8 protein-coding genes are annotated in these 12,768 nt (G+C 72.9%); 5 read left to right on the forward strand and 3 right to left on the reverse strand.

From position 1 onward, the window contains the following. Nucleotides 1-1,113 (forward strand): ATP-dependent helicase C-terminal domain-containing protein (locus ACWC91_RS35180; protein ID WP_450640558.1); only part of this gene is annotated, 1,113 nt, incomplete at its 5' end. A gap of 118 nt (nucleotides 1,114-1,231) precedes the next feature. Here ACWC91_RS35180 and ACWC91_RS35185 read toward each other — a convergent pair. Further along, complete coding sequence (locus ACWC91_RS35185) at nucleotides 1,232-3,007, reverse strand: lytic transglycosylase domain-containing protein (protein WP_225074201.1); 1,776 nt, start codon at nucleotides 3,005-3,007, stop codon at nucleotides 1,232-1,234. A 284-nt stretch (nucleotides 3,008-3,291) separates the two neighbouring features. Here ACWC91_RS35185 and ACWC91_RS35190 point away from each other — a divergent pair, with 284 nt between their 5' ends. Continuing rightward, nucleotides 3,292-4,227: a DUF4184 family protein gene (locus ACWC91_RS35190; protein ID WP_225074202.1), complete on the forward strand. Its 936-nt coding sequence runs from the start codon at nucleotides 3,292-3,294 to the stop codon at nucleotides 4,225-4,227. A gap of 35 nt (nucleotides 4,228-4,262) precedes the next feature. On the opposite strand, the gene ACWC91_RS35195 is transcribed toward ACWC91_RS35190, so the two are convergent. Both ACWC91_RS35195 and polA read right to left on the reverse strand, forming a co-directional pair. Further along, nucleotides 4,263-4,655, reverse strand: coding sequence for a hypothetical protein (locus ACWC91_RS35195; protein WP_225074203.1), 393 nt, complete (start codon nucleotides 4,653-4,655; stop codon nucleotides 4,263-4,265). An 888-nt stretch (nucleotides 4,656-5,543) separates the two neighbouring features. Further along, nucleotides 5,544-8,270 (reverse strand): DNA polymerase I, encoded by a 2,727-nt coding sequence (gene polA / locus ACWC91_RS35200; protein ID WP_450640555.1) that lies wholly within the window; start codon nucleotides 8,268-8,270, stop codon nucleotides 5,544-5,546. 200 nt (nucleotides 8,271-8,470) lie between these two features. Between polA and ACWC91_RS35205 the strand changes: the two genes are divergently transcribed. The 3 genes from ACWC91_RS35205 (at nucleotide 8,471) to ACWC91_RS35215 (ending at nucleotide 12,566) form a co-directional block, all read left to right on the forward strand. Then, nucleotides 8,471-10,750 (forward strand): FdhF/YdeP family oxidoreductase, encoded by a 2,280-nt coding sequence (locus tag ACWC91_RS35205; protein WP_376503456.1) that lies wholly within the window; start codon nucleotides 8,471-8,473, stop codon nucleotides 10,748-10,750. Nucleotides 10,751-10,834: 84 nt separating this feature from the next. After that, nucleotides 10,835-11,320, forward strand: a complete 486-nt coding sequence (locus tag ACWC91_RS35210; protein ID WP_141361891.1) for a PaaI family thioesterase — start codon at nucleotides 10,835-10,837, stop codon at nucleotides 11,318-11,320. A 598-nt stretch (nucleotides 11,321-11,918) separates the two neighbouring features. Beyond that, nucleotides 11,919-12,566, forward strand: a complete 648-nt coding sequence (locus tag ACWC91_RS35215) for a Tat pathway signal sequence domain protein (RefSeq protein ID WP_225074206.1) — start codon at nucleotides 11,919-11,921, stop codon at nucleotides 12,564-12,566. Nucleotides 12,567-12,768 lie beyond the last annotated feature (202 nt).

The raw sequence follows: 12,768 nt of genomic DNA on the forward strand, positions 1-12,768 counted from the left end.
AGCTCCGGGCGCGAGTCCCGACCCGGGGCCGCCGCGGAAACAGGCCCCGCCGGACCCCCACCCGCACACTCACGGACCGACCGCGAAGCGAGGGCGATGGGCCCGGAAGGGAAGAACGCGGACGCGCCGGCCGGTGGCGGGGGCTTGGGGCTCGTTGGGCTTGTTGCCGCTCTTGCCTTTCCGGAGCGGGTGGCCCGGCTCGACGGCGGCTCGTATCTCATGATCTCCGGGACCCGGGCGGAACTCATGGAGGGATCCCCGCTGTGGGGCGCGCCCTGGATCGCCGTCGCCGTGGCCGATCGGCCGGTGGGCAGGCGGCATGCGCGCGTGCAGCTCGCCGCGGTCGTCGACGAGGACGTCGCCCGGCTCGCGGCCGGGGCGCTCCACGCGGAACAGGACGAGGTGCGCTGGGGCGACGGGGACGTCGTCGCGCGGCGGGTCGAGCGGCTGGGGGCCGTGGAGCTGGCGGTGCGGCCCCTGGCGGACGCCGGGACCGGTCTCGTACGGGCGGCGCTGCTCGACGGGTTGCGGCAGGAAGGGTTCGGGCCGCTGCGCTGGTCGGCGGACGCGGAGGTGCTGCGGCAGCGGCTCGCCTTCCTGCGCCGGCGCCTCGGTGAGCCCTGGCCCGACGTGTCCGACGACGCGCTGCACGCGCGCGTGGACGAGTGGCTGGAACCGGAGCTCGGGAGGGCCCGGCGGCGCGCGGACCTGGCGCGGATCGATGCCGGGCAGGCGCTGCCCCGGCTGCTGCCCTGGGCCTCCGGTGACGCCGTCCGGCTGGACGAGCTGGCCCCGGAACGGCTCACGGTGCCCAGCGGGTCCCGGGTCCGGGTCGACTACGCGGATCCCGAACGGCCCGTGCTCGCCGTGAAGCTCCAGGAGATGTTCGGCCTGGACGACTCGCCCACGGTCGCCGGGGTCCCGGTCCTGGTGCACCTCCTCTCCCCGGCCGGGCGTCCCGCCGCCGTCACCGCCGACCTCGCCTCCTTCTGGCGGACCGGCTACCGGGACGTGCGGGCGGAGCTGCGCGGGCGGTATCCGAAGCACCCCTGGCCCGAGGACCCGGCGTCCGCGGAGCCGACCCGGCACACCAACGCCCGGCTCAGGCGCTGACCGGTACGGGACTCCGTTCGGCTTCCCTCCTCCGGAGGGGCGAGCGGGGACGGCCGCCGGACATCACGAGGGCGCCCCGCCGCTGCGGCGGGGCGCCCTCATGGTGTCCGTGCCGGTGCTACGAGGATGCCGACGGGCTGGGGGACGGCTCGGCCGAGGTGTCGGCCGCCGCCACCTTCAGCTCCACGGTCAGCGTCGCGCCACCGGCCGTGGTGATGCGCAGCAGGAACGTGCCGGTGGTGTCGTCCGCGTACAGCTTCGGCAGCTTCAGCAGGCCGTTGGCGTCCGTCTGAAGGTCCTTCAGGGTGCGTACGGGCTTGCCGTCGGCGTCCTTGAAGTAGGGGCCCTTGTCGTTCTGGGCGGAGTCGTCGGCCGACTTGACGAGGGTTGCGGCGGCCGCGACCCGGTCCGCTGCGGCGCCCTTGTAGGTGGCCTTGACCTCGACCTGGTCGGCGAACTCGCCGCCCGGGGTGCAGACCAGGACGGTGTCGGTGGTGCGGGTGAGGGCGTCGGCAGCGCGCTCGGTGACCGTGGCCGTGTAGTCGACGCCGGGGAGCGTACGGCCGACGACCGCCGCCTGGACGGTGAAGTCACCCGTCTTCTCGCCGGCCCGCAGCGCGGGTGCGACGGCCACGCCGGAGGCGTCGGTGGCGACGGTGGCGACCTTCTCGCCGCCGGTGAAGGCGGCGTCGGTGTCGCCGGTGATCGTGAACCGGATCCGCACCTTGCCGACGGCCTTGTCGTCCCTGGTCACGGCACGGGTGCTGATCTTCTCCGCGAACGCGTCTCCGGCCCTGGCGGTGAGCTTGCCCGTGCCCGCGTCCTGGAGGTGGTGCACGGTGTCGGTCGCGGTGGGCGGCGCGGTGGGCGTGCCCGGGGTGGACGGCGGCGTCGGCTCGGACGGCGGGGACGGCTGCGGCGGCTGGGACGGCTGCGGGCTCGCGGAGCCGCCGCCCGGCTTGCCGGGCGCGGAGGGCTTGCCGGAGCTGCCGGAACCGCCGGGCCTGTCGCTCGGCCGCGGGGTGGGCGGCTGCGGGGTCGGACCGGGGTCCGCGCCGGGCGTGCGGTCGCTGCGGTGGGACGGCAGGGGGCCGGTCCCGTCCGGGACGGAGTGGCTGCCCTTGCGGTAGAACTCCAGCCAGGTCAGGACGGTGTTCAGATAGTCCGTCGAGTTGTTGTAGCTGAGGATCGCGCTCCGGAGGTCGGCGTCGGTGGACAGGTCCCAGCCGTAGCGGCACAGGTAGTGACCGGCCGCGAGGGCGGCGTCGTAGATGTTGTTGGGGTCCTTCTTGCCGTCGCCGTTGCCGTCGCGGCCCGCCCAGTCCCACGTGGAGGGGATGAACTGCATGGGCCCGACCGCGCGGTCGTACCTGCTGTCCCCGTCGTACCGGCCGTGGTCGGTGTCGCTGATGTGGGCGAAGCCGTTGCCGTCGAGGACCGGGCCGAGGATCGGGGACACCGTGGTGCCGTCGGCGCCGACGTTGCCGCCGCGGGCGTGTCCGGACTCGACCTTGCCTATGGCGGCGAGCAGTTGCCAGGGCAGGTTGCAGCCCGGCTTGGACGCGCGCAGTTCGGCCTCGGCCTTCTTGTAGGCGTCGAGCACGGTGGCCGGTATGCCGGCCTCGGCCGGGCCCTTGGAGATCGGGGTGCCGACGACGGGCGCCGGGCTGGGGCTGTTGAGGGGCGGCAGGTCCGTGTAGTACGGCGAGTCGCCGGTCGCGCTGCCGTCGGTGTTCCCGTCGGGCAGGGGCGTCGCCCCGGCGGCGGACTGTCTGCCTTGGTCGTCGACGGTGACGCCGGGAGCCTGCGAGGCGGCCAGAGCCGCGACCGCCGCTGCGGCCACGGCCGTGGTTGCCGCTCCCTTGCGCAGCCTGCTGCCGAAATGCGCCGCCATAGAGTGAGCCCCTCCTGTGGACGCCCGGGCGTCCGTCTCTGTCTGTCCGTTCGCCCTGTTGTGACGATCGACCCGTGTGACTGGTTGCCCTCGCGGAGCCGCACGGTTGACGAATCCAGGTGACCCTACGACAACTTCCCTCGCATAGGGACCCGTTCGCGTCCGATTTTCACCGGTTGGCCACGACTGGTTAACGGGTGCGCCCCTGACGTGACGCGCATACTGGACGGCGATGATCACACGGGCCCGCCGGCCCGGTCGACGCGTTCCAGGAGGAGCCCCCGTTGCCGTTCACTCTGAGCCATGCGGCGGCCGTACTTCCCGCGGTGCGCGGCGACGGAACGGGGCGGGGCCGGCTGGTCCCGTCGGTGCTCGTGGCGGGCTCCTTCGCGCCCGATCTGACCTATTACACGGCGGGAGTTGTGCCCGGGGCGATGGAGTTCGGCACGGTCACGCACTCCTTCGCCGGGGTCTTCACCCTCGATGTGCTCGTCGCCTGGCTGCTGGTCATGGTGTGGCTGCTGCTGCGCGAGCCGCTCGTCGCGCTGCTGCCGCGCGCCCGGCAGGGACGGGCGGCGGCGCTGACGCGGTGCGGTACGCCCTGGACGCGACCGCGTCCGGCGTCGGTGCCGTGGTGGTACGCCTCCGCCGCGCTGGGCGCGTTGACACACGTGGTGTGGGACGCGTTCACCCACCACGACCGGTGGGGGATGCGGCTGTTCCCCATGCTGGGCCGACAGTTGGCCGGGGCACCCGTCCACTGGTACTTGCAGTACGGCAGCTCGGCGGTGGCGGCCGTCGTGATCGCCTGGTTCCTGGTGCACGCGCTGCGGCGGACTCCGGCGGGTGAGCCGGTGGGGGTCCCCGAGTTGTCGGTACGGGACCGGCGGCGGGCCCTCGCCGTGATCGCGGTCTGCGCGGTCGCCGGTGCCGTGCAGCGGACCTGGCATTGGTGGACGGGCCGGGGGTCGACGGCCGCTCTCTGGGAACTGATTCCGACCCTGTGCTTCGGCGCGGGCGCGGGCCTGGCCGTGGGTCTGCCCCTGTATGCCCTGGACGTCAGGCTCCAGCGCGGTACCGAGGCTCCGGGCGGCGGCGACGGTGTGACGGAGCCGTACGGATCGATCGGTTCCAGCCGTGAGGGGGGCTGTGCCGGTGCGGCTGGTGCCGGTGCCTCTGCCGGTCGCGGCGGTGGGAGCGGCTCGGCGTCCGCAGGCTGACCGGTCCCGTCACTTGGAGGCCGATCCGGTCGGTCTCAGTGGTTCCGGCGGTCCTGGCGGGAGCGGTGTGCGGGCGGGCCGCCCAGCCGGTCTCCGGTGCCGGTCGCGGTGGCGACGAAGACGGTGACGCTGCGCACGGGGCGATGTCGGTGTCGGTGCAGCGGGGAGAGGAGCAGCGCGAGGTAGCCGCGTGCGGTGTCCGCCCACAAGCACCAGGGGTGTGTCCCCCCGAGGACGGGATCGCCGCGGCCGCACCGGTCGCGGAGCCGTCTCGCGGCACGGCGCAGGGTCGCCGTCAGATCCGCGGGAACGCGGGCCGTACTGGCGTCGGCCGCGACGGGCCGGACCGACGGAGGTGGTCCTGCCGGAACCTCGTCCATGTCCGCCCGGATCACCGCCGGTCGGCGGTTGAGCATGCGTATACCCATGCCCGCATCCTGTCGGCCGCGGCGCACGGCTGCGCCTCTGCGGGGTCCACGTGAGTGACGAGCCCTGCCGCGCCTGCGCCACGGGAGGGAAGACCCCGCCGTGACCACGCCAAAGCTCGCGAAGCCGCCCCCAGGGACCGGCGCCCGATACGCATGGAACGCACGAAACCCAGGGGGCTCCAGCCCCCAGCCCCCAGCCCCCAGCCCCCAGCCCGCAGCCCGCAGCCCGCAGCCCGCAGCCCGCAGCCCGCAGCCCGCAGCCCGCAGGCAGGATGTCCACGACGAAGGCCACCCCGCGCCGTGACCCACCCATGGCGGCAGGGCTTCCGACCCGGGCGGTTGCCCGCGCGGGCGGCGCCGCGGAACCGCGGCGAAGGGACGGCAGGCCGAGCCACCGTCGCGGAGGCCCCAAGGCACCCCTGCCATACCCCGCCGCAGACCGACGGGCCTTGCGAGCCACACGGCACGCCCCCGCAGGTCGCCCCGCGAGGCCCTTACGAGAGGCACGACCACCCCGAGCCACCGTCACAGGGCATCGCCGCACCCAGGCACCGTCGCCGCGCCACCGCAGACCGACGGGCCTCCCCAGCCACATGGCACACCCCGCAGGCCGCGCCGGGCCGGCGGGCCTTCCGGGGCCGGGCGATACGCCGTGCGCCCCGCGGGCCGCGCCGCGGAACCGCCATGGAAGGCATGGCAGGCCGAGCCACCGTCACAGGGCACCGCGTCGCCCAGGCACCCCCGCCGCTCCGCCGTGGACCGGCGCGGCTCCCAAGCCGGACGGTGCGCCCCGCAGGCCGCGCCGCGGGGCGCTCACGAAGGGCACGGCCGCCCAGAGCCGCCGTCGCGGGGGATGCCGGGGCACCCGGCCACGGCCCCCGCCGCGGGCTAGTGCGCCGCCGACTCCCAGTCCGGGCCCACTCCGACCGAGACGTCCAGGGGGGCCCTGAGCCGTACCGCGCCGGCCATCTCGTGGCGGACGATCCGCTCCACGGTCTCGCGTTCGCCGGGGGCGATCTCCAGGACGATTTCGTCGTGGACCTGGAGGAGCATGCGGGAGGCGAGGCCCGCCTCGCGCAGGGCACGGTCCACGTGCAGCATGGCGATCTTGACGATGTCGGCCGCCGTGCCCTGGATCGGTGCGTTGAGGGCCATGCGCTCGGCCATCTCGCGGCGCTGGCGGTTGTCGCTGTTGAGGTCGGGCAGATAGCGGCGGCGGCCGAAGAGGGTCTCGGTGTAGCCGGTCGCCCGCGCCTCGTCGACCACGCGGCGCAGATAGTCCCGTACGCCGCCGAAACGCTCGAAGTAGGCGTCCATCAGGCCGCGCGCCTCGGCCGCCTCGATGTTCAGCTGCTGGGAGAGGCCGAAGGCCGACAGCCCGTAGGCCAGGCCGTAGGACATCGCCTTGATCTTGCGCCGCATCTCCGCGTCCACCGCCGAGCGGTCGACGCCGAAGACCTGCGAGGCCGCCGTGGTGTGCAGGTCCTCGCCGGACGTGAACGCCTCGATCAGGCCCGCGTCCTCGGACAGGTGGGCCATCACGCGCAGTTCGATCTGGCTGTAGTCGGCCGTCATCAGCGACTCGAAGCCCTCGCCGACCACGAAGCCGCGCCGGATGGCCCGGCCCTCGTCGGTGCGGACGGGGATGTTCTGAAGGTTCGGGTCCGTCGACGACAGACGGCCGGTCGCGGCGACCGTCTGGTTGAACGTGGTGTGGATCCGGCCGTCGGCCGCGATCGTCTTGATCAGGCCCTCGACGGTGACGCGCAGCTTCGCCTGCTCGCGGTGGCGGAGCATGATGACCGGCAGTTCGTTGTCCGTCTGGGTGGCCAGCCATGCCAGGGCGTCGGCGTCGGTGGTGTAGCCCGTCTTCGTCTTCTTCGTCTTCGGCAGGGCCAGTTCGCCGAAGAGGACTTCCTGCAGCTGCTTGGGCGAGCCGAGGTTGAACTCGTGCCCGGCCGCCGCGTGCGCCTCCTTCACGGCCTGCTGCACCGCGCCCGCGAACGTCTGCTCCATCGCCTCGAGGTGGGAGCGGTCCGCCGCGATGCCGTGCCGCTCCATGCGGGCCAGCAGCACGGACGTCGGCAGTTCCACGTCGCGCAGCAGGTCGGCCGCGCCGACCTCCGGAAGACGCGCCCCGAAGGCCTCGCCGAGGTCGAGGACGGCCCGGGCCTGGATCATCAGGGCCTCGGCCTCGGCGCCCTCGTCCGCGCCGAAGGCGAGCTGACCGTCGGCCGCGGCGGCGGGGGCCAGCTCCCGGTGCAGGTACTCCAGGGACAGCGCGTCCAGGTCGAAGGAGCGGCGGCCCGGCTTGACCAGGTAGGCGGCGAGCGCGGTGTCCATGGCGGCGCCCTCGATGGTCCAGCCGTGCTCGGCGAAGACCCGCATGGCGCCCTTGGCATTGTGGAAGACCTTGGGCCGGTCCGCGTCGGCCAGCCAGGCCGCGAACGCGCTCTCGTCCGCCTCGTCCAGCTGCGACGGGTCGAACCACGCGGCCGCTCCCCCGGGCGCGGCGAGCGCGATCTCGGCGACCGAGCCCGCGCCCAGCGCCCAGGTGTCGACGGTGGCGACACCGAGCACCTGCGTACCGTGCTCGGCGAGCCAGCCGGCCAGCTCGCCGGTGCCGAGCACGGTGCCGTCCAGCTGCACCCCGTCCGTCGTAATCGGGGTGGTCTCGGCCTCCTCGGCGCCCGGGTCCACGGCGAAGAGCCGCTCGCGCAGGGAGGGGTTGCGGATCTCCAGGGTGTCCAGGACCATCGCGACGGCCTTGCGGTCGTACGGCGTGCGGGCGAGGTCGGTGACCGCCTTGGGCAGCTCCACGCTCCGCTCCAGCTCGGTGAGCCGGCGGTTGAGCTTGACGGACTCCAGGTGGTCGCGCAGATTCTGGCCGGCCTTGCCCTTGACCTCCTCGACCCGCGCCACGAGCTGGGCGAACGAACCGAACTGGTTGATCCACTTCGCGGCCGTCTTCTCACCGACACCGGGAATGCCCGGCAGGTTGTCCGACGGGTCACCGCGCAGCGCCGCGAAGTCCGGGTACTGGGCCGGCGTCAGTCCGTACTTCTCGATCACCTTCTCCGGGGTGAACCGGGTCAGCTCCGAGACGCCCTTGGTGGGGTAGAGCACCGTCGTGTGCTCGGAGACCAGCTGGAAGGAGTCGCGGTCGCCGGTGACGATCAGCACCTCGAAGCCCTCGGCCTCGGCCTGGGTGGCGAGGGTGGCGATCACGTCGTCCGCCTCGTACCCGTCGACGGCGAAGCGGGAGGCGTTCATCGCGTCGAGCAGTTCGCCGATCAGCTCGACCTGGCCCTTGAACTCGTCCGGGGTCTTGGAGCGGTTCGCCTTGTACTCGGTGAACTCCGCGGAGCGCCAGGTCTTGCGGGAGACGTCGAAGGCGACCGCGAAGTGCGTCGGCTCCTCGTCACGCAGGGTGTTGGCCAGCATCGACGCGAAGCCGTAGATGGCGTTCGTCGGCTGGCCCGTCGCGGTTGTGAAGTTCTCCGCGGGCAGCGCGAAGAACGCGCGGTAGGCCAGCGAGTGCCCGTCCATGAGCATCAGCCGCGGCCGGGCGCCGCCGGGGGTGGTGTCGGTCTTCTTCGATGCTGTCTCTGCCACGTCCCCGATCCTGCCACGTGCCACTGACAGCCGGGCCCGCCGCCCGCCTCCGCGCCCCGCGGGCCGGGCCGCCCCGGGTCCGGCCGGCCCGGCCTCGCGCGGGGCCTTCGCGGTCGGCGTCCCCGGCCGTAAGCCCTGTCAGGGGGCCGTGCGAGGATCGGAGACGTTCTTCACACACCGCAGTCGAAGGAGAGCGTGCGATGGCAACGAAGCCGCCCATGGGTGATCCGGTTCAGGACGCGCCGCAGGTAGCCGAGCCGCAGCACGCGGCGGCCGGGCTGCCGGCCATCGGGCACACGCTGCGGATCGCCCAGCAGCAGATGGGGGTGAGGCGCACCGCGCTGACCCTGCTGCGGGTCAACCAGAAGGACGGCTTCGACTGCCCGGGCTGTGCCTGGCCGGAGCCGGAGCACCGGCACACGGCGGAGTTCTGCGAGAACGGCGCGAAGGCGGTCGCCGAGGAGGCCACCCTGCGCCGGGTCACCCCGGAGTTCTTCACCGCGCACTCCGTTTCCGACCTGGCGGACCGGAGCGGGTACTGGCTGGGCCAGCAGGGGCGGCTCACCCACCCCATGTACCTGCCCGAGGGCGCCGATCACTACGAACCGGTCACCTGGGAGCGCGCCTTCGACATCGTCGCCGAGGAGATCGCCGCCCTCGGCTCCCCCGACGAGGCCCTCTTCTACACCTCCGGCCGCACCAGCAACGAGGCCGCGTTCCTCTACCAGCTCTTCGCGCGCGAGCTGGGCACCAACAACCTGCCCGACTGCTCCAACATGTGCCACGAGTCCTCCGGATCGGCCCTGTCGGAGACGATCGGGATCGGCAAGGGCAGCGTGCTCCTGGAGGATCTCTACAAGGCCGACCTGATCATCGTCGCCGGGCAGAACCCGGGGACGAACCACCCCCGTATGCTCTCCGCCCTGGAGAAGGCCAAGGCGGGCGGCGCGAAGATCATCAGCGTCAATCCGCTGCCCGAGGCGGGTCTGGAGCGGTTCAAGAACCCGCAGACCCCGCAGGGCATGCTCAAGGGCGCCGCGCTCACCGATCTGTTCCTCCAGATCCGCATCGGCGGCGACCAGGCCCTCTTCCGCCTCCTCAACAAGCTGATCCTCGACACCGAGGGCGCGGTGGACGAGCAGTTCGTCCGCGAACACACCCACGGCTACGAGGAGTTCGCGCAGGCCGCCCGCACCGCCGACTGGGACGAGACGCTCACCGCGACCGGGCTCACGCGCGCGGAGATCGACCGCGCGCTGGAGATGGTCCTCGCCTCCGAGCGCACCATCGTGTGCTGGGCGATGGGCCTGACCCAGCACAAGCACTCGGTGCCGACCATCCGCGAGGTGGTCAACTTCCTGCTGCTGCGCGGCAACATCGGCCGTCCGGGCGCGGGCGTGTGCCCGGTGCGCGGCCACTCCAACGTGCAGGGCGACCGCACGATGGGCATCTTCGAACGCCCGGACCCCGGCTTCCTGGACGCCCTGGAGAAGGAGTTCGGCTTCGCGCCGCCGCGCGAGCACGGCTACGACGTCGTACGGGCCATCCGCGCCCTGCGCGACGGTGAGGCGAAGGTGTTCTTCGCCATGGGCGGCAACTTCGTCTCCGCGTCCCCCGACACCGACGTCACCGAGGCCGCCATGCGGCGGGCCCGGCTGACGGTGCACGTGTCGACCAAGCTCAACCGTTCGCACGTGGTCACGGGCGCGCGTGCGCTGATCCTGCCCACCCTCGGCCGCACCGAGCGGGACGTGCAGGACGGCGGCGAGCAGTTCGTCACCGTCGAGGACTCCATGGGCATGGTGCACGCCTCCCGGGGCCGGCTGCGGCCCGCGGGCGCGCAGCTGAAGTCGGAGCCGGCCATCGTGTGCGGGCTGGCCCGCCGGGTGCTGGGCGAGAAGACCGTGGTGCCGTGGGAGGAGTTCGAGAAGGACTACGCCGCGATCCGCGACCGGATCGCCCGGGTCGTCCCCGGCTTCGAGGACTTCAACGCGCGCGTGGCCCGCCCCGGCGGCTTCGCGCTGCCGCACGCCCCGCGCGACGAGCGCCGCTTCCCGACGGCCACCGGCAAGGCCAACTTCACCGCCGCGCCGGTGGAGTATCCCGAACTGCCCGAGGGCCGGCTGCTGTTGCAGACGCTGCGCTCGCACGACCAGTACAACACCACGGTGTACGGCCTCGACGACCGCTACCGGGGGATCAAGAACGGCCGACGGGTGGTGCTGGTCAACCCGGAGGACGCGCGGGCTCTGGGGGTGGCCGACGGGTCGTACGTGGATCTGGTCGGCGAGTGGAAGGACGGCGTGGAGCGGCGGGCGCCGGGCTTCCGGGTCGTGCACTATCCGACGGCCCGGGGCTGTGCCGCGTCGTACTACCCGGAGACCAACGTGCTGGTGCCGCTGGACGCCACCGCCGATACCAGCAACACCCCGGCCAGCAAGTCCGTCGTGGTGCGTCTGGAACAATCGGCGGCCGACTGAGCGTTCGCTCAGTCATGCGGTGGCCGGGTCGACGCCGAACCGGTCGACACCGAGCCGATCAAGGACGAAACGGAGCCGGACCCCATGGGCGAGCAGCAGAACGTGAAGTTCCCGCAGGAAGTCCTCGACGAGTACGCCGCGCTCGGCGTCGACCTGCCCGCCCTCTTCTCCGCCGGACACCTCGGCACCCGCATGGGCGTCCAGATCCTGGAGGCGTCCGCCGAGCGCGTCGTCGGCACCATGCCGGTGGAGGGCAACACCCAGCCCTACGGGCTGCTGCACGGCGGCGCCTCCGCCGTCCTCGCCGAGACCCTCGGCTCGGTCGGCGCCATGCTGCACGGCGGCAGCTCCAAGATCGCCGTCGGTGTCGACCTGAACTGTACCCATCACCGCGGGGCGCGCTCCGGTCTGGTCACCGGCGTGGCCACACCCGTCCACCGGGGACGCTCGACGGCGACGTACGAGGTCGTGATCAGCGACGAGGAGGGCCGGCGAGTGTGCAGCGCCCGCCTGACCTGCCTGCTGCGCGACGCGAAGCCGGGCGACGGCCCCGCCGGCGCGGCCGGCTGAGCCGCTGCGCCGCGAAGGCGCCTGCGCCACCATTGCCCCCCGGACACCGGGCCGCCTAGCTTCTTGCCATGACAACGGGAGGAGCGCCCCGGCCGGGGGCGCGGTCGAGCCGGTCCGGCCGCCAACTGCCGCCCCTGCCGCAGGCGTCGGCGACCATCCCGGGCGGGCGGACACCCGACGAAACCACACCCACCGGGCCCGCCCACGCCGAACGCACACCCACCGGGCCTACTCCCGCCGGACCCACGCACGCCAAGCCCACACCCACCGGGCCCGCCCACGCCCAGCCGACACCCACCGGGCCTACCCTCGCCGGACCCACGGCCACCGGGCCCGCCCACGCCGAACGCACACCCACCGGGCCTGCCCCCGCCGAACCCACACCGACACGGCACGGCGCCGCACCCCCGCCACCACCCCGGATCCCGCCCGGACAAGGCGCCCCTCCCCCAGCACCACCCCGGCTCGCCCCGCGCCGGTCGGGCCCCGAGGGGAAGCGCCAAGCCGCGCGCCCCGCCAGCGAACTGACTTACCGTCAACCAGCAGGAGAGCGACCCGGCCGGCACCAAGTCGGCGCGCCCGGCGGGAGGCCGTTGCCGTGAGCGGTGTCGGGCCGCTCGAACCGGGCGAGGGCACGCGCGCGTGGAGTACGCCCGACCCGGACGACCCACCCCGCACCGGCGGCCTCGCGCACACGCCGTTCGCACGGCTGTACCAGCGACACCGCCGCGCCGTCCTCGCAGCCCTGACGTTCACTCTTCTCATCGCGGGCGGCGGCTACCTGTTCGCCACCCGCCAGGACGCGGCGCAGCCACGGCCGCAGCCGTCGGCGCCGCCCTACCCCTCCCAAGTGACTGACGTGTCCTACCTGGACGCGGTCGCCGCACCCGGCGACGCCGGAACCAGGACATTCAGCTTCGCGGTGCTGGTCAGCGTGCAGTCCGGTCCGCCCGTGACCGTCACCGGCATCACCCAGCCGTACGCGGGACTTTCCCTCACCTCCGAGCCCCGCACCCCATTCCGCGCGAGGGCAGGATCCGCCCATAAAGTTGTGATCACCATGCATGTGAAGGAATGCGGAAAAGTGCCGGGGAACGCCGGACTCCCTTTCCTGGACGTAACACTGCGTAATAAGCGCGCAATCCAGGTGCACAGTTTCATCCTCGGGCCACGCTATGCGCAGAGCCTCTCCCAGGCCCTGCAAGTCGCCTGCAGCAACCGTTCCGGTAATCACCAAAACCGTTGAGACGCCTGATCGCAGCGCTGCGCGTCCTGCGGATTCTCAGAATCCGGACTGGGCGAATCTGCCTGAATTCCACACTTCCACCCGCCACGTACCGCTCTGCATTACGTCGCGTCATAACAAGAGAGTCACAGCCTTGGCCAAGCCCTCCTCGACGTTCCCTGAGCACGCCTAGAGTCACCGCCAGTCACGGCGCGTCGGATTA

Source organism: Streptomyces sp. NPDC001204 (assembly GCF_053598035.1).